This window comes from Labrys methylaminiphilus subsp. lupini, from assembly GCF_051161885.1.
GTDB lineage: Bacteria > Pseudomonadota > Alphaproteobacteria > Rhizobiales > Labraceae > Labrys.
Genome location: NZ_JBMDIH010000002.1, coordinates 517,529 through 534,642, shown reverse-complemented (window position 1 = coordinate 534,642; position 17,114 = coordinate 517,529). Strand labels below are relative to the sequence as shown.

The window sequence follows — 17,114 nt, the reverse complement described above, 5'->3', positions numbered from 1 at the left end:
GCCAGACCGTGTCAATTGTTCACGGGAATGACGGAGCCCTGGTAGTGCTCGCGGATGAACTTGGCGACTTCCGGCGAGGTCAGCAGCTTGGACAAGCGAGCAATCCTGGGATCATCGGCAAGCTTTGGGGTGGTGACCAGAACATTGGCGTAGGGATTGCCATCTGCCTTTTCCAGCCCGAGAGAGTCTTTGGCCGGACTGAGGCCAGCCTCCAGGGCATAGTTGCCGTTGATCACGGCAAGGTCAACGTCATCCAGCGAACGAGGCAACTGCGCCGCCTCGATTTCGAGTATCTTGAGGTGCTTTGGATTGTCGGCGATGTCCTTCGGCGTGGCGGCCTGCTTGTCGGGCGCATCGAAGCCTGCTTTCAGCTTGATCAGCCCCTGGGCCTGCAGCAGATAGAGTGCCCGGCTGAGATTGGTGGCGTTGTTGGGCACGGCCACCGAAGCACCGTCCGGTACCGCATCGAAGCTCTTGTGCCTGCGGGAATAAACCCCGAGCGGCTCGATGTGAACCGTCGCGGCAACTGCGAATTTCTGGCCCAGCGCCTGTTCCTGCGACCGCAGATAGGGAACGTGCTGAAAATAATTGGCATCGACGTCGCCACTGGCAAGCAATTCGTTCGGGTTCACGCCTTGGCTCAACTCGACGACCTTGAACTGGAAATCGGGCGCCAGCTTCTGGACGAACGCCAGTATCTCCGTATGGGGGACAGGATCAGCCGCGATACGAAGAGGGGCGTCGGCGGCGAATGCGGACAAGCTCAGCGCCACGGGCATGATCGCGATCGCTGCGATCCTTGCAAGGCGCGTCGTCAAGATACGGAGCATTGAAGACCATTCCTTTTGCTGGTTGGGTTTAGTGGAAACGAGCAATTTCAACCTCTGCGGCCCCAAAGGGGTGCGAGAAGTTTGCCGTGAGCAAAGCCATGTGAGGCCTGCCCGCGTCACGAGTTCCGCCGATATTCGTGTCCCAGGCGGATGGCCGACCAAAGGCGCGCGGAAGATCCGGAATAGGGCGGGATGAATGAGCATCGAGACAGGCAAGTATAATGGCGTGAGGCGACATGCACCGCGCTGCGAATGCACGCCTTCCCGGGGGTGCGGCAGTCGAGTCGGGACGCGCCGGTCTTTTGTATATAAAATCTATTAAATTAATAGACAAATAAAATTCTTCATGGGAAGAGGGAGCCTCAATCACAAGCCGGTCGCCATGCAGCGCTCTGGCAAGAGAGCCGAAGGACAATGACATTGCTTCCCGAGAACCACGGCAAGGCCCGGCTGGGCGTGCCTGCAATCGCCCTGGCCCTGGCGGCCTGCTGGACCCTGCCGACCTGGGCCGGAGAGACCCTGGATCGCGTCAGGAAATCCGGACAGGTCGTCGACGTCCTGGTCAACGATTATCCGCCCTTCGGATTCATCAATGCCCAGAACGAACTCGACGGCTTTGACGTCGATGTCGCCCGCGCCTTTGCCGACAAGCTCGGCGCCAAGCTCAAGCTGGAGACACCGGGCTGGGAAGCCATCATCAGCGGCAAGTGGTCCGGGCGCTGGGACGTGGCGATCTCATCGGCCACGCCGACCGAGGAAAGGGCCAAGGTCGTCGACTTCCCCGTCATCTACTACAGCGCGCCAGCCGTGCTGGTGGTACACCAGGACGAGAAGACCATTCGGTCGGTCGCCGAAATCTCCGGCAAGAAGGTCGGCGTTGGCACCGGCTCGTCCTATGAAGCCTATGTCAATCGTAACTTCGCCATTCCCGGGCACAAGGCGATCGCCTTTCCTTTCAAGGATGCACTTGCCGTTCCGGGCGATGAAACCGTGAATTTTCAGAACCTGGCCCTCGGCCCGGGGGTTCGCCTCGACGCCATCGTCGCCTCGCTGGCAACGGCCAGGGGTGGCATCGAGACCACCAAGAAGCTGAAAATCGTCGGCGACCCGCTGTTCGCCGAGCCCAACGCAGTCGTGACCGACAAGGGCGACCCGGAGTGGAATGCCGAGGTCAAGCGCGTGTTCGGCGAACTGAAGACAGACGGCACGCTGGCCAGGATTTCCAACAAGTGGTTCGGCGCGGACATAACCAAAGATGTCGATTGAAGAAGCGACGGCCGAAGCCGGCCGGCGCATTCGGCCCGTGTCCGTTCCCGGGATAGGCCGCCTTGGGTTCCGGCAAAAGGTCTGGCTGGCCTGGGCCTGCATGCTGGCCATTCTGGCGTGCGGCTTTTTCGCGCTGGGATTGGATCTTGCGCTGATCCGGCAGAAGCTGCCCTTCCTGCTCGGCCTCAGGCTGACTGCCGACGGCTTTCTTCAAGGTGCCGCCCTCACCGTCTTCATCACCGCCATCTCAATGGTGCTAGCGCTGATCGTCGCCATCCTGGCGGCGCTTGGCCGCCTCTCCACAAATCCCCTCGCCTTCGCGGCGGCGACTTTCTACGCCTCGCTTTTTCGCGGCACGCCCCTGCTCGTGCAGGTCCTGATCATCTATCTGGCGCTGCCGCAACTCGGCATCGTGCTGTCGGCGCTGACCTCGGGCGTCATGGCCCTGGCGCTGAACTATGGCGCCTATCTTGCCGAGATCATCCGCTCGGGGATCGCAGCGATCCCGCGCGGACAGACCGAGGCGGCCATGGCACTGGGCCTTCGACGCTGGCAAATCGGCATCAAGATCGTCGCGCCACAGGCCATGCGCATCATCATACCGCCAGCGGGAACGCAGTTCGTCTCCATGCTGAAGGATTCCTCGCTGGTCTCGCTCATGGGCCTGTGGGAGTTGAACTTCCTGGCCCAATCCTATGGGCGCTCGACCTTCCACTATATGGAGATGCTGACGGCAGCAGCGGCGATCTACTGGCTGCTTTCGATCGGATTGGAGCTTGTCCAATATCGCCTGGAGCTGAAATTCGGCCGGGCCAGCGCAACCGCCCGCCCTTGAAGGTCAACGCAACATGAACAGTAAAATCGAAGGTATTACCATTCTCGATGGCGGCATGGGACGACTGCTGGAGCGCCTCGGCGCGCCATTTCGCCTGCCCGAATGGTCGGCCCTGCCTCTGATCGAGGCGCCGCATTTCGTTACCAAGGCGCACAGTCTCTATGTCGAGAGCGGTGCCGATATCATCACCACCAACTCCTACGGCATCGTGCCCCACATGATCGGTGAAGAGCGCTTCACCGCACAAGGCGCCAGCCTGGCCGCACGCACCGGCAACCTGGCTCGCGCCGTGGCCGACCAGGCCCATCGTCCGGTTCGGGTCGCCGGATCCTTGCCGCCGCTTTTCGAGAGCTATCGCCCTTGCCGTTTCCAGCCCAGCCGCGCACCCGCGATCCTGAGCGCGCTGGTCGAGGGGCTTGCGCCTCATATCGACTTCTGGCTGATCGAGACGCAAAGCTCGACGGCGGAGGCCTTTGCTGCCATCGAAGCCGTGCGCCCGACCGGTCTTCCCTATTGGGTGTCCTATACGTTGCGCGACGAGGATGGCCGCGAGGGGCCACCGCAACTGCGCTCGGGTGAAGCCGTCGGGCAGGCTGTGGCAAGGACACTGGAACAAGGTGCGGCCAGCATCCTGTTCAACTGCAGTCAACCCGAGGCCATGACGCAGGCCGTCGAAGAGGCGAGCGCCGCCATTTATGCTTCCGGGAAGCAGGATATCGGCCTGGGCGTCTATGCCAACGCCTTTCTGCCCGAACCTCCTTCCGATACGCCTTATGCCGGCATCTCACGGATCCGCGACGACCTCGCCCCCGACAATTATCTCAAATGGACGCAGCGCTGGGTCGATCGCGGCGCGACGATCGTCGGCGGTTGCTGCGGCATTGGCCCCGAGCATATCGAGGCCATCCATCGTTTTCGCCAACATCCGGAAGCTGCATACTGATCTTGCCGGCTAGGCGTTTGCCTCATGCCTTCAATTACTCCGAGACACACACGGCGGGCGCTATCACCTTAACTCGCCCGTCAGCGATTTTCGGGATAGAGGCGATGGCATGAACATGCCCGCCGTCAGCGATAGGCGCCATCGCTTCCCGCCACAGATCATCGCACGGGCGCTCTGGCTATATTTCCGGTTTCGGCTCAGCCTGCGCCTGGTCGAGGAAATGCTGCCGGAGCAGGGCATGGTGGTTTGTTACGAAACGATCCGCCGTTGGGCGAAGAAGTTCGGCCCCCGACTATACCCGTCGCTTGCCTCGCAAGCAGCCCAGCCGAAACGATATCTGGCACCTGGATGAAGTCGTCATCAGTATAGCCGGCAGGAAGCGCCGGCTGTGGCGGGCCGTCGATCAGGACGGAGATGTGCTCGACGAGATCGTTCGGAACCGCCGCAACACCACGGCTGCCAAGCGATTGTTGATGCGGCTGTCGAAGAAGCAGGGCGTCGCGCCGAAGCGGATGATCACCGACAAGCTGGGTTCCTATGGCGCAGCACGGAGGCAGGTCATGCCGGACGTCGGGCACCGATCGCACAAGGGTTTGAACAATTGTGCCGAGAATTCGCATGTGCCACTACGAAAGAGGGAGCGGACGATGCAGGGCTTCCGATCGCCGGGTGGCCTGCAGCACTTCGTCCCGCCCAGCTCAAACCGCTCTGCCCTCGCCATCCACCTTCATCGTCTGCGGCCATGGCGGAATGCAAGGCCGTGACTGTCGTCAGCTGAGATCGGCGCAAAAGTCTCATTGCATTCATAGGCAGATAACGTGACGTCGCCGGCAGCAGATATGGCTATCGATCTGATCAACGCAACACTCCATGATCGGACACACAGGAGGGCGGCGGTTCGCCCCCTTAACTGCCTTCAACGTCGTGTGCGGTCGAATCCGTCGGTGTCTCGTGAAATTTATGTTCGCCGGTGGAGGTGCCGCCGTCTGCTGGGCAGGAGGCGCTCAGCCACGCGGGATCAGAACTTGTAGTTGACGCCGAGACGTACCAATTGCCCGGTGACGTCTTGAGAGTACCGTTGAGAAAACGGTGGGTTCGCCGGGGCAGGCTGCGCAATATTCTTCACCTTGCCAAGGTCGAAATAGAGATATTCGGCTTTGACGGTCCAATTATCGGTGATCGCATATTCGAGGCCGGCACCGACCGTCCAGCCGGCTTTCGTCGTGCTTGTGGAAGCGCCGTAGTGGGTGAAGGTGAACTGTTCGCTATGTGCGACGTCAACTTTGCCGTACGCCAAACCGCCGGTGACGTAGGGCAGGAAGCGATCGAACGCATATCCGACACGAGGGCGGACGGTTCCAAACCATTTGATCGATGATGACTGACGATATGTGAATGGGTCGAAGTATCCGGCGGGAGATCGCGTCGTGGATTTATCCTTCATATCGGAATAGTTGAAGTCGGCCTCGATGCCGACAACGAACTGGCCGATTTGATAGTTGTACCCGACTTGAGCGCCGCCAACAAAACCGTCTACGGACAAGTCTTTCTTACCGAGCGCGACCGGATAGTAATCATCCCAAGCGGGACCACCAAGGCCATCTAGGGTCGCATCATCGTTATTCCAGCCATACCCGGCATTGGCGCCAACATAAAATCCCGTCCAAGAGAAGGGAGCCGCTACCGGTGCAACCGGCTCGACAGCCGCCGGAGCGAGATCAGCGGCCATAGCCGGAACCGAGAGGCATACAAGAGCTGAAGAGGCGAGGAGAAGCTTGCGCATGGCTATGAACCTAAGGGGGTATTTCAATATTAATATCTTCGAAGTGGGATAAAATCTGTTGCCAATTAGCAACATTTTCAAAAACTTATCTGTACGATTGTTTGAACGCGCCTCTTTTCGCAAGGAAGCGTGCCAAGATATAAGAATATTTCTAGTAAAAATCTTAAATAAACCAAAATATAGCATTATATTTTTAATATATCTCGCAAGACTCAAGAGAAACTTCGCCCGGATAATATGAATATCCTGTTCGCGGCCTGTGTATTTCCTTCAATCATCCATTGAGAGGTACGAATGGCGAAAGCCAGGAGCCGCCCTGTGGGCGGTCAGCATGCAGTGTCAACATCGAGCGTTCATTCATTATTCTCCGCTTCATCCAACATAGGCGAGATATCACCGCCAACATCGTCCGGGATCTCGCGCAGAAAACTCTGCCCTTTCTGCAACCGCTTGCCGAGGATCTCGACAAAGCCCTCGAAGCGTTCGCGCCCCTTGGCCTGGGCGGCGACCTGCGCCTCGGCCGGCAACGGCGGGGTGATCGCCAACCAGAAGCGAACGAACAGAGCCAAGGTCTCGGCGGTGACGCCGACGTCGCGTTCGACGCGCTGTGTCTGGCGGGTGAGCCGGTCGAGGCGACGCGTGAACGCCGCTTCCCGCAGATCGGCATTGTCGGGCGAAAGGAAGGAGGCCACCGCCGCCTCCACGATGGCGGAACGCGTCAAGCGCTTGCGCTCGGCGAGCTCGTTGATCCGGCCGATCAGCTCGGCGGGCAGACTTAGATTGAGACGGTCGCGCATGACTCAGAACTCCATGCCGTCATCGGGATCGAGCGAGACCTGCCGGGCCAGTCCCACCGTCTTCCGGCGCAACGCCTGGCGCTGGCGAGCAAGGGATTCCGGCTCGTCATCGAGCATGGCAATGAACTCCTTCGCGGGCTTCTCCTCCTGCGTTTCCTTGACGATTGCGACATGGTCCTGCAGTTCCGGCTCGCGACGCAACCCGGCATTGGCCTCGTCCAGATTGGTCAGAACTACCTCTCTCAGCATCGGGTCGGGCACCTGCGGCTCGCGCTGCGACCAGGCATCGACGCCCTTGGTGCGTTCGAACCGGCGAGGATCCGGCGCCACCAACAGGCGCGTACGGAAACGCTCGTCCTCATAGTACCGCACCTTCCGCGCCCGGATCGGCGGCGTGCCGGCGAGCATGACGATCTCCTCGTCCGACGGCAGCTGCATTACCTCGCCCGGTGTGAGCAGAGGCCGGGCCGTCTCCGAGCGCGAGACCATGAGATGACCGAGCCAGGGCGACAGACGATGGCCGGCATAGTTCTTCATCGCCTTCATTTCGGTGGCAGTGCCGAGCGCGTCCGAGACACGCTTGGCTGTGCGTTCGTCATTGGTGGCGAAGCTCACCCGGACATGACAATTGTCCAGGATCGAATTGTTGGCCCCGTAGGCCTTCTCGATCTGATTGAGGCTCTGGGCGATCAGAAAGCTCTTGATGCCATAGCCGGCCATGAAGGCGAGCGCTGACTCGAAGAAATCGAGGCGGCCGAGCGCCGGGAACTCGTCCAGCATCATCAACAGGCGATGGCGATCACCGGTGGCATCGAGATCCTCGGTCAGGCGCCGGCCGATCTGGTTGAGCACGAGGCGGATGAGCGGCTTGGTGCGCGAGATGTCGGAGGGCGGCACGACCAGATAGAGCGTGGCGGGACGCCGGTCAGCCGTGAGGTCGGCAATACGCCAGTCGCAGCGGCTGGTCACCGCCGCGACGACGGGATCGCGGTAGAGGCCAAGAAAGGACATGGCGGTCGAAAGCACGCCCGAACGCTCATTGCCCGATTTGTTGAGGAGTTCGCGCGCGGTCGAGGCGACGACGGGATGCGGGCCCCTTTCGCCCAGATGCCTGGTCGTCATCATCGCCAGCAACGTTGCCTCGATCGAGCGTTGCGGGTCGGAGAGGAAGGAGGCGACGCCCGCAAGCGTCTTGTCCTTCTCGGCATAGAGAACATGGAGGATCGCCCCGACCAGGAGCGCGTGACTGGTCTTCTCCCAATGATTGCGCCGCTCGAGCGAGCCTTCCGGATCGACCAGCACATCGGCGACGTTCTGGACATCCCTCACCTCCCAGTCGCCTTGGCGCACCTCCAGCAGGGGATTGTAGGCAGCCGAATCCGGATTGGTGGGATCGAACAAGAGGACGCGGCCATGTCGGGCGCGGAAGCCGGCGGTAAGCCGCCAGTTCTCCCCCTTGATGTCGTGGACGATGGCCGAACCCGGCCAGGTCAGCAGCGTGGGTACGACGAGGCCGACGCCCTTGCCCGAACGGGTTGGAGCGAAGCACAGCACATGTTCGGCCCCGTCATGGCGTAGATAGGAGCGCTCATGCCGGCCAAGAACAACGCCATCGGCACCGAACAGGTCCGCGGCAGCGATCTCCTTCCTGTCGGCCCAGCGTGCCGAGCCATAGGTCTCTACCTTCTTCACCTCGCGTGCCCGCCACACCGACATGGCGATGGCAACCGTGATCGACAGGAAGCCGCCGGAAGCTGCGATGAACGCGCCTTCGTTGAAGATGCCCGGCGCGTAAGCGTCGTAGAAATACCACCACCAGAAGAAGGCCGGCGGATAATAGACCGGCAAGCCCAGCAAACTGAACCAGGGTATTCCCAGCTGGCTCTGGAAGCCGAGTTGCCAGGCGACATATTGGGTCGCGGCCCAGATCGTCGCGAGGACGATGAGGAAGACCACGGTGATCGGCCCCCACAGGATCCGGGTCGCGGACATGGCATGGTCCTTTCTGCTCGTGGTTATCGGGGTTGTGGAGCTCAAAGGCCGAGCCCAAGGTCGCGCTTGCGGCCGAAGCTCCATTCGATGCCACCACTTTCCTTGGCAACGCCGGCAACGTGCTGGCCAAGCTTGCGGTCGAGCTCGCGCGACCAGGGCACCAGCTGGAAGCCAAGCCCGTCGTCGATCACGGCAAAACGGCCCGACGAGAGGTTGAGGCGCTGGCGAAGCGTGCCGGCGATGGAGCCGCCGGCCTCCGCCTTCACATGCGGTAGGCCTGTTTCTACCGAAAGCTGATTGCCGACAGCGTCAAGCTCCCGGCGCCGTAGGGTCGAGAGGAGGTTGCGCTGCAGCACCAGGCGTCCGCCGTCCCGCTGCGCCAGCCCCTCACCCGCCAGATGCTCGGCGCGCGCCAGCATGGCCTCCCTTACCTCTTGGCCGAAGCCGGCCGACGCCAGCGGCATGGCCTCGCGCTCGACCAGGCGATGATCGAGCCAGGTGGCGCCGGGTGCCGTAACCTGCGCCGCAAGGTCGAGATCGGAGCGCAAGGCGAGGACCAGCACCGGCCGCCGGTCGTCGGGGCCGCCGAAACGGCGCACCTCGACGATACCGCCATCGGGTGGCGCCTGCTCGAAGGCTTTGACGCCATGGAAGCGGATATGGTGCGCCCGGCCATCGGTGCCATCGATGACGGCGTAGGCCTCGCCGGTCAGTTCATCGTGCAAGCCTCTGTCGACGAGACGGCCGACGATCCGCGAGCCAGTGCCGACATCATCGATGACATAGTCGGTCACGCCACGCTCTGCGCGCTCCCCTCCCCGCTCGGCAAAGGCGCGATGCATGGTCTTGATGATGTCGCCGCGGTCTCCGAGATCGCGCAGCGTGCGCTCGGCCTCGAGCCCAACCAGCCATTCGCCTGAACTTGATTGAACGGCGAGGCCCATCTTCTCGACATGCTGGAGGCGGCCGATCATCAGGCGCCGCAGTTCGGGATCGGCGAGACCGGTACTGCCTGGGCGCAGGTCTATATAGCCCACCTCGTCTGCAGCGCGTTGGATCTCGGTATCGAGGCGGGTCCAGCGTTCGGCCGAGATCTCCTTCTTGAGCGCATTGCGGATCTCATGCTCGGGTTTGGGGCCGAGCTCGAGGGCAACCAGATCCTCGGCGCGGGAGCGCAGGCCCCGGCTGACATAGTCGCGTGCGATCACCAGATCCGCGCCGGCGTCGTCGACGCCACGCACGATGAGATGCACATGCGGGTTGTCGGTGTTCCAGTGATCGGCGGCCACCCAGTCCAGCCGTGTGCCGAGATCCGCCTCCATCTGCCGGACGAGATCGCGGGTGAAGGCCTTGAGGTCGCTCATCTCGGCCGCATCCTCGGGCGAGACGATGAAGCGGAAGTCATGGCGATCGTCCCGGCAGCGCTCGGCGAAGGCGAGGTCATCGGCGCGATCGGTGCTAGCGTCGAACATCACGCCCTTGCCGCCCTCGCGGCTGACGCCCTCGCGTTTGAGGTAGGACAGGTGCGCTGAGACCGGCGCCGAGCGGAAGGCCCGGCCCTTGTGTCTGATGATGCGGGCCTTGACCACGACACGGCGCGTGGGGGCGAACAGACGTGAGCGGCCGAAGGCGGTGCGCCCTCGCCCGAAGGTGGAATGGCCGAGCCGGCCTCCGACTTTCCTTGCCGATCCGGCGCCGGCGACGTGCCCGGCCCTCTGCGCGGCCCGCAGCACCTTGTTGATGAAGCTCTTGGCCTTGGGCGCACGGGTGTTGCGGATACGGCCAGGCCGGATGCGGAGATCACTGTCCCGCAGGCTCATGGCCAAGCTTCCGGCGGGATTGCCAGCGGGCTGTGCATGCAGGCGTGTTGAAAACATTGGAAAAAACCGGGCGGCATGCCCGCGACCGACCGGCACGCCCCGGAAAAAGCAAGCCACGTCAGTGGCTTGGCGCATTCCGGGCAGGCGCTTTTATCTCGCCATAACCCGGTCGCCTCCCCTGGCTTCCCTCTGCGCTCCCTCCAAATCACGCCAGAGCCCGAGACAGCGCGAAACCCCACCGGCACGCTCATGGCGCCCTCCTTCCACCTGCGCGCGCGGCAAACAGGCTCTCCGAACGCGTTGCGGTGGCTGCAATGCTGTGCGCTTCGAGTGCAGCGGCACTGTCATTTGAGCGACGATCGACTGGCGGACCCATGGTGGCCGATTGGCCGCCCAACTGGGCGATGAAGAGCGGTGCGCGCTTCCAGGCCCTGGGATCGACCGCCGCAAAAGCGAAAGGGCGCAAGCGATTGTCGACGCCGATGATCGGCGCAAGCATTGCGACATAGGCGCGGGTCTCGGCCGGCAAGGGACGTCCGGCGAGATAGGCCTCATAGCGGGCCGGACCGGCATTGTAAGCGGCGAGGAAGCCGGGCGAACCATAGCGATCGTAGAGCTCGCGCAGATAGGCGGCGCCCGCCAGGATGTTGTCACGTGGATCGAAAGGATTGAGACCGAGGCGATAGCGAGCGCGCAAATCCAACCAGGTCGCCGGCATGATCTGCATCAAGCCGCGGGCACCTTTGCGCGAGACGGCGGCAATGTCGCCGTCGCTTTCGGCGCGCATGACGGCTCGGATCCAGGACGCTGGCAGGGCGAAACGCAGCGCCGCCTCACCGACGTGTTTCGCATAAAGATCGCCAGGCGACGGCCGTTCGACTGCGCCTGATTGGGCATTTGTGGTGAGCGATATCGCAGTCGTGACAGTCAGGCCGATAAGGAGAAGGAGGACCTGACGCTGCGCCACGCGGCGCAGCCCAGGTGCAGCTCGTTGGCTCATCGAAAGTCGGCGAGACAGCATCGCTCAGTCCCTCTCGACGCGGTCGCGCGGACGGTCCCAGTGCAGTGACCAGGAGGTTTTATCGATTCCGTTCTGGAAGAGGTTGGCGCGGATCGGATGCGGCAGGGCCGGATCGTCGATGAGCAGGGAGATGAACGCACCACCCCTTTCGCTCGATCGCTTCCATCCGGCACCGATTTCGGGACCGTCCTCACCACCAACATGCAGCCGATAATCGGACGGGTTGTCGGCTTCGATAGATATAGCCGGAAGAAGGACCAGCTCGGCATTGAGGAAGAGCGTATGAATGCGTCCGAAGAACCCCTTCTTCTCGCGCGTGAACTGTCCGATCTGTGCCATGTCTGGCTCCATGTCATGCTGGTTCGGTGATGAGAAGAGTGACGGCAGGTGGGGCGCCGGCGAGCGTTCAGCGCGTCGGTGCATGCCATCGAAACCGGCCCTCGCCGGCTTCGTCGGTGAACGAGGGGATGGCCCGGCCGATCACGCTGCTCGCCGGCAGCACACCGAAATAGCGGCCATCGAAGCTGTCGCGGACGTTCCGGTTCATGACGAAGATCTCGCCGTCGGATAGCCGATGACAGCCTTGCCAGATCGGCAGAGCTCGACCCTGCCGGTCGCGATCAAGCGCGTCGCCGATCCACGCTCCATCGACCCGGATGCTGCGGCCACGGCGGCACACCAGCTGCCGTGATCGTGCTGCGACATGTTTGAGGAGCGGTGCGCCTTCGCCGACATAGCCGCGCTCGACCATGAAGCGGGCAATGGGCTCGGGCAGCCGCACTGCCACCAGGTCTTCACCAACGAGAGCGTCCGCCGCTGCGATACGATACAAACCGATCGGCGTGCTGGCCGAGCCATTCCAGACCAGCTTCAGCGGCGTCGGCACAGCCGATGCGATACCGATCCCGAGCACTATGAGTGTGGTCGCGGCGGCGTAACCGAAGCGGATCATCGTTCGATCTCCCGCCGCTTCAGCCAGGCGTGATGGCGCCCCAGCGTGTAGGACCGCGGCGTCAAGCCGGCACTCATCCGATTGTGAACGTGCCGCCAGTGATCGGGCGCAACTTCGGCTGGATTGATGCCGATTGCTTCGATCGCATCGATATGCTGGAGCACCTGCTCGACCTTCGGCCAGCCCTCGATCCGGAGCAGGATGTCGCCACCCGGCCGCACGAAGGGCAGCGTCTGAAAGGCCTCGCCTTGTTCGACCGCCTGCACGATGTCGATGCGGGACAGGATCGTCCCATAGTCGTTGGACGCCCAGCGCAGGAAGGCAAAGATACTGCCGGGGCGGAACGAGAGAACGCGCAGCTGCCGGTCGATTGCCTGCTCCTGCACCGCATGGCCGAAGCGGATCCAGTTCTCCATGCGCTTGTCGATCCAGGTCAGCTCGACATGCGTGAGAGCGTCTTCCGGTGTGGCCGGCCGAGAGCCGCCGCGCAGGCCGCGAGAGGCTGCGCCGGTCATGCTGGTTCTCCTGGATGAGATGGGAACGGGCACGCGAGCAGTACACAACGCGTGTCGGCGACGGCTGCAAAGCGCGGCTTCGCAGCTGAACGATAGTGCCCGGATCGCACTGCCGAGGTGATGGCTCGGCGCATCGACATCGATGCCACGGGCGAGGCCGAGCGAAGACTGCGCTGGTGCTGCGACTGGGAAGGCAGCCCAAGCCCCGAACGAAGAAAGGATCGGCCTTTGGGCGATGCCGCGATCAGAGGGAAGCGGGTCTGCGCTTTGAGAGAACCCGATAGGTTATCCTCAGGCCTGCAGAAGCGCGGTTCCGTTAGAAAGATTCCGAAGGAATCTAAGTTATATAAGTTACGAGCGCTGTAAGCCTTTGAAGACACGAGAGGAAACGACGATTCCGGTCCCCGAAAGCACGTGGATCGGGTCCCCGATGGCACGTCAGGTCGGGTCCTTGATGGCACGAGACTATTCACAGCTTATCCACAGAGGCCAGAGCGGGTCGCAGGCGGCGCGGCCGGGCGAGCGACATGGGATCGACAGGAGTAAAGGACAGGGTTTGCGAACCGCTCGCGCCGTGGTCCAAGCGCAGCCGATAGCCGGGCAAAGCCTGCCGGCGGACGATGTCGCGCAGATCGTAAGCGAAATGCTTGAGGGACGAGAGGCTGCCGGATTTGCGATGGAGCTGTGAGAAATCGAAGCTCCAGCCATATTCCTGGCGGCCGCCATGCTTGCGCACGAGACGGTAGAGCCAACGCTCGAGCCCGCCAGTCAGTCCAAAATAAGCCCTGTCGATGGTGAGCACGAAGGCATCGTCGAGCATGGCGCGGTAGAACCAGTCGGGCAGGATGAGTTCGATACCCAGGGGACGCCCGCGCTGATCGGTGCGCTCCTGCCATTCGTTGATCCAGGAAAAGCGATGTCGCCTGCCCTCCACCGGCTGGCGGATCGAGGTGCACACCGTGGTCGATTGGAGACGATCGAGCGCGGCCTTGAGACGCTGATAGTCGTGCAGGCAGGTGCCACGCCCGATGAATTTGAGGATCTCGTAGGGCGTAGCGGCCATGAGCCGCGACGTGCGCAGCCCGGCATCGCGCGCCTCGACGATCTGGCTCGCTGCCCAAATCAGGATGTCGGCGTCCCAGATCGTCGCCATCCCATGCTCAGGCACGGCCTCGACCCGGATCGAGACGCCGCCGGCGCGGAAATCGATCGGCGTGACGCGATGCGATTTGGCGAGGGAAAAAAAGGGATAGGCCATGAGATCCTGCGCGTGTCGAGGCGCGATGTCGCCGGGGCGGGACTGGAACAGGTCGAGCTGCCCGCGTTCCGAAGAAGGTCGACGCCGCGCCGTCATGAACGAGCTGCCGCTCAGCGGGGAAAACGGCTGGCGTGGAGTGGCGAGGCATGCCGCTTGGCAGGCAGGACCGATCCGCGCGGATCGCTGGTCGAGGTGACGGCGCCCCGATCGGTCCAGGCCAGAAGATCGTCGATGGCATAGACGACACGCCCGCCGAGCTTGCGGTAGGCAGGACCGGTTCCGTAGGTTCGGTGCTTTTCCAGCGTGCGGGCGGACAGGCTGAGGAACTGGGCGGCTTGCTTGGTGCGCAGGAAGTTCGGCGGCAGGGCGGTTGGATCTGATCGCATGGAACGGGCCTTTCGTGGCGTTTGGGCCGCCACTGAGGACCAGCGGCGAACACGAGACCACGATGGCGAAGTGAGAGCGTCGAGATGCAGTGCGAATTTAGGGGGACCCAAAATCGCACACCGGCATCGACGCGGATGCGGCTAGGATCTACGGCGATGACGAAGCAGTTTGCGATAGCCGCCAGCGATCATGGCGCGGGCCTCACGCAGCAAGGCCATGACGACAAAGCGGGTCGAGGCGGCCTGCCAGTCGTCACGGCCGAGTGGCGCCTGGCGCAACACGACCTGGGCGATATCCTGCTGGGTGGCGCCGTGGCGCGAACCATCCCAGGCCTGCAGCATGCGGCGAGCCCGGGCCCGTTGCTGGGGTGTCAGGCGGCTATCGGGCGGTACGCGCCGGCGATGCAAGGCGGCCAGGAAACGATAGAGCGCTTCGAGGCGATCGAAGCCCTCGAGGCCGAGCGGCACAAGGGCAGCCAGCGCCCCTCCCCGCTCGCTATGCCCGCGACAGAGAAGTTGGATGCGCCGTTGCGCGCCGAGCTCAAAAAGGAGGTGCGTTCCCAGCTCATCGGTTCGCATCACCTGTCCCGTGAGCTGTGCTCGAATATCGCTGGAATTGATCAGCCCATCCGGGGTCGGCGCCAAAAGGACCGTGCTCGTGTCTTCGAGCGGCGACCAGAAGACAGAAGATCGGCCATGGGAAGGATCGGCCGGGAAATTGCAACCTCCAGCGTTCGCGGATCCGGTTGCCAAGCGAATGGCGGTCGGCGCCGGTCGTGGCAAACGCAGCATAATCCTGGCGATACGCCTCGTTACGGCGCAGCCACTCCCAAGCGAGATCGGACGCGGTCAGCTCATTGACATGATCGTAATATGCGGCGGCGCGCCACCGGGATGAATCTGGGCCCATCGCTCCCCCAATCTGCCCTTATCAGGGCAGGAGAAGGATTCCGGGATCGGCGGCCCCCGGGTAGTCCGAGAATGGGCAACAGGTGTTGCCGTTTCGGCATCACGCTATCGGCAATCCGAGCGTGGCCTGACATCCCTGCAAGGACAGAGCGTGACCAGTCTCCCAATATTGGGGAATCATTTCATTCCGAAGAGGTCGTCCGGCGTCTCGCCATAGCGGCCGAGGATCTCAGCATCGTCGAAGTAGCCGATGTCGGGATCCCCGCTACGCGAGAAGGCAATGGCCCCGACAATCTCGTCGTCACCTCGCCAGCGACCGATAATGGCCGCAGCCTGAGTGCACGCCATATCGCGGGAGACAGCATCCTCGCCATCGATAGCCAGCAATGCGCCATCCTGCGTCCGAACGAAGGGCAGAACGACGTAGTAGGTTGAGCGGGCCATGGTCATACGACCTTCAGATTCCCGGCTTTGGTCTTGCCTGTCTTGCGATCGGTTGCAAGTTCATAGGCGACCTTCTGTCCTTCGTGAAGGCCATGAATGCCGGCTTTTTCGATCTCGCTCACGTGCAGGAAAACATCGCCCCCTCCGTCATCGGGCTGAATGAAGCCATATCCCTTCTGGGCGTTGAACCATTTGACGGTACCGGTGGCCATCCAAAGATCCTTCCCTAAACGAGAGCGGCGAACGCTACCCCGCGAGGCATAGTAGGCCAACACGGATTTTGATGGGCCACGAATGGGCTCGATGCCTATGAGTGGCCTTGAGCAAAGGAAAAGAGAGACAGGCGCATCCACGCCTGTATCTCGAAGCCTCAGAACGGGATGGCTACGGCCGGGACCGGTTCGGCCGGCGCGAGGAAGGCGGCCCAGAAGCCCTCGGCTTCCGCGGCAGCCAGGGCCTTGTGGGCTTCCTGCAGGGCGTTCCCAATCGCCTCGCGTTCGATGGGATCGAGGCAGGTTTTGTATTCGGCGCGCAATTCTTCGATGTGCTGCTCGAGGGTGATTTCGTAGGTCATGGCGTCCTCCTTGGTCTTGATGACGGGAGGCGGGCACGGTCGCAGCGAAGACAGGGTCAAGGAGCGCGAAGCGGCCGACGGAGTCGGCGAGTGGGGGAGCCGAAATTCGCCAGAATTTTGGGGGAACCGCTCGTCCTTGAGGCTGGCTCAGCCAGCCGTAGACTGGGGTGTCAGAAAGAGAAAGAGAGTGCGGCCCCATCAGCGCCGGCAGGCGCGGGGCCGCTCCGTTCCGGCTGGCAAGCCGGAGTGTTGGACGCGATGATCGCAAGAACCCGGCGGCTTGCGCCACCGGGCTCCTGGTACTCGGCTCAGAATGGGATATCCGAGTCGTCGTCCTGCCGATCCTCGCCGTTTTCGGTCTGTTTAGCCCGGCTCAGGAAGTCGACCGTCTCGGCGATGATCTCGCAGCCGTAGCGCTCGACGCCGTCCTGGTCGGTCCACTTGGTGTAGTGGATGCGCCCGCGAACCAGAACCTTCATGCCCGCCTCGCAATACTGCTGAATGGTCTTGCCGAGGCCGTTGAAGGCGGTGATACGGTGCCATTCGGTGTCCTGGACCCGGAAGCCCTCCTTGTCCCGGATGACCTTGCCTTCGGCGTAGCGGGGACGCGAGGTGGCGAGGGTGAAGTGGATGATGGCGGTTCCGTTCTGGGTGGTGCGAGTTTCCGGGGCCTGGCCGATGTTGCCGGCGAGAATGACGATGTTCTGCATTGTAGGTCTCCGTTGCTTCTCGAAGGGACCATTCCCTCCGACGAGACCCGGCCGCGGCCGTCGAGAGACGCCTGCACTG

Annotated in this window: 20 protein-coding genes and 1 pseudogene; 4 read left to right on the top strand and 17 right to left on the bottom strand. The window is 62.6% G+C overall.

From position 1 onward, the window contains the following. Nucleotides 1-11: 11 nt before the first annotated feature. The gene (locus ACN6KF_RS28200; RefSeq protein WP_434960209.1) at nt 12-830 is read right to left on the bottom strand and encodes a MetQ/NlpA family ABC transporter substrate-binding protein; all 819 of its coding nucleotides are present in this window, start codon (nt 828-830) and stop codon (nt 12-14) included. A gap of 414 nt (nt 831-1,244) precedes the next feature. Here ACN6KF_RS28200 and ACN6KF_RS28195 point away from each other — a divergent pair, with 414 nt between their 5' ends. From ACN6KF_RS28195 to ACN6KF_RS28180, 4 genes and pseudogenes are all read left to right on the top strand, one after another. Continuing rightward, nucleotides 1,245-2,096: a transporter substrate-binding domain-containing protein gene (locus ACN6KF_RS28195; RefSeq protein ID WP_434960208.1), complete on the top strand. Its 852-nt coding sequence runs from the start codon at nt 1,245-1,247 to the stop codon at nt 2,094-2,096. Then, on the top strand, nt 2,086-2,931 hold the full coding sequence (locus ACN6KF_RS28190) for an amino acid ABC transporter permease (RefSeq protein ID WP_434960207.1): 846 nt from the start codon (nt 2,086-2,088) through the stop codon (nt 2,929-2,931). The genes ACN6KF_RS28195 and ACN6KF_RS28190 overlap by 11 nt, the downstream gene beginning before the upstream one ends. 13 nt (nt 2,932-2,944) lie before the next feature. Next, entirely contained in the window at nt 2,945-3,874 is a 930-nt protein-coding gene (locus ACN6KF_RS28185; protein WP_434960206.1) for a homocysteine S-methyltransferase family protein, read from the top strand. Between the two features lie 109 nt (nt 3,875-3,983). Next, nucleotides 3,984-4,652 (top strand): annotated as a pseudogene (locus ACN6KF_RS28180) (IS6 family transposase). 240 nt (nt 4,653-4,892) lie between these two features. Here the strand turns inward: ACN6KF_RS28180 and ACN6KF_RS28175 are convergent. The 16 genes from ACN6KF_RS28175 to ACN6KF_RS28100 form a co-directional block, all read right to left on the bottom strand. Beyond that, nucleotides 4,893-5,657: an outer membrane protein gene (locus ACN6KF_RS28175; protein ID WP_434960205.1), complete on the bottom strand. Its 765-nt coding sequence runs from the start codon at nt 5,655-5,657 to the stop codon at nt 4,893-4,895. Nucleotides 5,658-6,010: 353 nt separating this feature from the next. Continuing rightward, nucleotides 6,011-6,454, bottom strand: a complete 444-nt coding sequence (locus ACN6KF_RS28170; protein WP_434960204.1) for a ribbon-helix-helix domain-containing protein — start codon at nt 6,452-6,454, stop codon at nt 6,011-6,013. Nucleotides 6,455-6,457: 3 nt separating this feature from the next. Next, a complete protein-coding gene (locus tag ACN6KF_RS28165) occupies nt 6,458-8,446 on the bottom strand; it encodes a conjugal transfer protein TraG (RefSeq protein ID WP_434960203.1) in 1,989 nt (662 codons plus the stop codon). A 41-nt stretch (nt 8,447-8,487) separates the two neighbouring features. After that, nucleotides 8,488-10,266: a relaxase/mobilization nuclease domain-containing protein gene (locus ACN6KF_RS28160; protein ID WP_434960202.1), complete on the bottom strand. Its 1,779-nt coding sequence runs from the start codon at nt 10,264-10,266 to the stop codon at nt 8,488-8,490. Nucleotides 10,267-10,513: 247 nt separating this feature from the next. Beyond that, complete coding sequence (locus ACN6KF_RS28155; protein WP_434960201.1) at nt 10,514-11,266, bottom strand: lytic transglycosylase domain-containing protein; 753 nt, start codon at nt 11,264-11,266, stop codon at nt 10,514-10,516. 24 nt (nt 11,267-11,290) lie between these two features. Next, nucleotides 11,291-11,626: a DUF736 domain-containing protein gene (locus tag ACN6KF_RS28150; protein ID WP_434960200.1), complete on the bottom strand. Its 336-nt coding sequence runs from the start codon at nt 11,624-11,626 to the stop codon at nt 11,291-11,293. A 67-nt stretch (nt 11,627-11,693) separates the two neighbouring features. Beyond that, nucleotides 11,694-12,239 carry a S26 family signal peptidase gene (locus ACN6KF_RS28145; protein ID WP_434960199.1) on the bottom strand — a complete coding sequence of 182 codons (546 nt, stop codon included), beginning with the start codon at nt 12,237-12,239 and terminating at the stop codon, nt 11,694-11,696. Next, entirely contained in the window at nt 12,236-12,754 is a 519-nt protein-coding gene (locus ACN6KF_RS28140; protein WP_434960198.1) for a DUF2840 domain-containing protein, read from the bottom strand. The genes ACN6KF_RS28145 and ACN6KF_RS28140 overlap by 4 nt, the downstream gene beginning before the upstream one ends. A gap of 469 nt (nt 12,755-13,223) precedes the next feature. Beyond that, nucleotides 13,224-14,108, bottom strand: a complete 885-nt coding sequence (locus tag ACN6KF_RS28135; RefSeq protein ID WP_434960197.1) for a replication initiator protein A — start codon at nt 14,106-14,108, stop codon at nt 13,224-13,226. Between the two features lie 14 nt (nt 14,109-14,122). Continuing rightward, entirely contained in the window at nt 14,123-14,398 is a 276-nt protein-coding gene (locus ACN6KF_RS28130) for a helix-turn-helix transcriptional regulator (protein ID WP_434960196.1), read from the bottom strand. A 141-nt stretch (nt 14,399-14,539) separates the two neighbouring features. Then, complete coding sequence (locus tag ACN6KF_RS28125; RefSeq protein WP_434960195.1) at nt 14,540-14,977, bottom strand: DUF2285 domain-containing protein; 438 nt, start codon at nt 14,975-14,977, stop codon at nt 14,540-14,542. Next, nucleotides 14,964-15,308, bottom strand: a complete 345-nt coding sequence (locus tag ACN6KF_RS28120; protein ID WP_434960194.1) for a transcriptional regulator domain-containing protein — start codon at nt 15,306-15,308, stop codon at nt 14,964-14,966. The genes ACN6KF_RS28125 and ACN6KF_RS28120 overlap by 14 nt, the downstream gene beginning before the upstream one ends. A gap of 176 nt (nt 15,309-15,484) precedes the next feature. Continuing rightward, entirely contained in the window at nt 15,485-15,757 is a 273-nt protein-coding gene (locus tag ACN6KF_RS28115; RefSeq protein WP_434960193.1) for a hypothetical protein, read from the bottom strand. Continuing rightward, nucleotides 15,754-15,963 carry a cold-shock protein gene (locus ACN6KF_RS28110; protein WP_434961327.1) on the bottom strand — a complete coding sequence of 70 codons (210 nt, stop codon included), beginning with the start codon at nt 15,961-15,963 and terminating at the stop codon, nt 15,754-15,756. Before ACN6KF_RS28110 ends, ACN6KF_RS28115 begins: the two co-directional genes overlap by 4 nt. Before the next feature lie 158 nt (nt 15,964-16,121). Then, nucleotides 16,122-16,325 carry a hypothetical protein gene (locus tag ACN6KF_RS28105; protein WP_434960192.1) on the bottom strand — a complete coding sequence of 68 codons (204 nt, stop codon included), beginning with the start codon at nt 16,323-16,325 and terminating at the stop codon, nt 16,122-16,124. 308 nt (nt 16,326-16,633) lie between these two features. Then, the gene (locus ACN6KF_RS28100; protein ID WP_434960191.1) at nt 16,634-17,035 is read right to left on the bottom strand and encodes a single-stranded DNA-binding protein; all 402 of its coding nucleotides are present in this window, start codon (nt 17,033-17,035) and stop codon (nt 16,634-16,636) included. Nucleotides 17,036-17,114 lie beyond the last annotated feature (79 nt).

Excerpts from the sequence above, each read along its gene's own strand:
- ACN6KF_RS28110 (WP_434961327.1), bottom strand. The coding sequence starts at position 15,963 with ATGGCCACCGGTACCGTCAAATGGTTCAACGCCCAGAAGGGATATGGC.
- ACN6KF_RS28170 (WP_434960204.1), bottom strand. The coding sequence starts at position 6,454 with ATGCGCGACCGTCTCAATCTAAGTCTGCCCGCCGAGCTGATCGGCCGG.
- ACN6KF_RS28155 (WP_434960201.1), bottom strand. The coding sequence starts at position 11,266 with ATGAGCCAACGAGCTGCACCTGGGCTGCGCCGCGTGGCGCAGCGTCAG.
- ACN6KF_RS28175 (WP_434960205.1), bottom strand. The coding sequence starts at position 5,657 with ATGCGCAAGCTTCTCCTCGCCTCTTCAGCTCTTGTATGCCTCTCGGTT.
- ACN6KF_RS28105 (WP_434960192.1), bottom strand. The coding sequence starts at position 16,325 with ATGACCTACGAAATCACCCTCGAGCAGCACATCGAAGAATTGCGCGCC.
- ACN6KF_RS28190 (WP_434960207.1), top strand. The coding sequence starts at position 2,086 with ATGTCGATTGAAGAAGCGACGGCCGAAGCCGGCCGGCGCATTCGGCCC.
- ACN6KF_RS28200 (WP_434960209.1), bottom strand. The coding sequence starts at position 830 with ATGCTCCGTATCTTGACGACGCGCCTTGCAAGGATCGCAGCGATCGCG.
- ACN6KF_RS28130 (WP_434960196.1), bottom strand. The coding sequence starts at position 14,398 with ATGCGATCAGATCCAACCGCCCTGCCGCCGAACTTCCTGCGCACCAAG.
- ACN6KF_RS28165 (WP_434960203.1), bottom strand. The coding sequence starts at position 8,446 with ATGTCCGCGACCCGGATCCTGTGGGGGCCGATCACCGTGGTCTTCCTC.
- ACN6KF_RS28145 (WP_434960199.1), bottom strand. The coding sequence starts at position 12,239 with ATGATCCGCTTCGGTTACGCCGCCGCGACCACACTCATAGTGCTCGGG.
- ACN6KF_RS28140 (WP_434960198.1), bottom strand. The coding sequence starts at position 12,754 with ATGACCGGCGCAGCCTCTCGCGGCCTGCGCGGCGGCTCTCGGCCGGCC.
- ACN6KF_RS28195 (WP_434960208.1), top strand. The coding sequence starts at position 1,245 with ATGACATTGCTTCCCGAGAACCACGGCAAGGCCCGGCTGGGCGTGCCT.
- ACN6KF_RS28115 (WP_434960193.1), bottom strand. The coding sequence starts at position 15,757 with ATGACCATGGCCCGCTCAACCTACTACGTCGTTCTGCCCTTCGTTCGG.
- ACN6KF_RS28125 (WP_434960195.1), bottom strand. The coding sequence starts at position 14,977 with ATGCGAACCGATGAGCTGGGAACGCACCTCCTTTTTGAGCTCGGCGCG.
- ACN6KF_RS28150 (WP_434960200.1), bottom strand. The coding sequence starts at position 11,626 with ATGGCACAGATCGGACAGTTCACGCGCGAGAAGAAGGGGTTCTTCGGA.
- ACN6KF_RS28160 (WP_434960202.1), bottom strand. The coding sequence starts at position 10,266 with ATGAGCCTGCGGGACAGTGATCTCCGCATCCGGCCTGGCCGTATCCGC.
- ACN6KF_RS28185 (WP_434960206.1), top strand. The coding sequence starts at position 2,945 with ATGAACAGTAAAATCGAAGGTATTACCATTCTCGATGGCGGCATGGGA.
- ACN6KF_RS28120 (WP_434960194.1), bottom strand. The coding sequence starts at position 15,308 with ATGGGCCCAGATTCATCCCGGTGGCGCGCCGCCGCATATTACGATCAT.
- ACN6KF_RS28135 (WP_434960197.1), bottom strand. The coding sequence starts at position 14,108 with ATGACGGCGCGGCGTCGACCTTCTTCGGAACGCGGGCAGCTCGACCTG.
- ACN6KF_RS28100 (WP_434960191.1), bottom strand. The coding sequence starts at position 17,035 with ATGCAGAACATCGTCATTCTCGCCGGCAACATCGGCCAGGCCCCGGAA.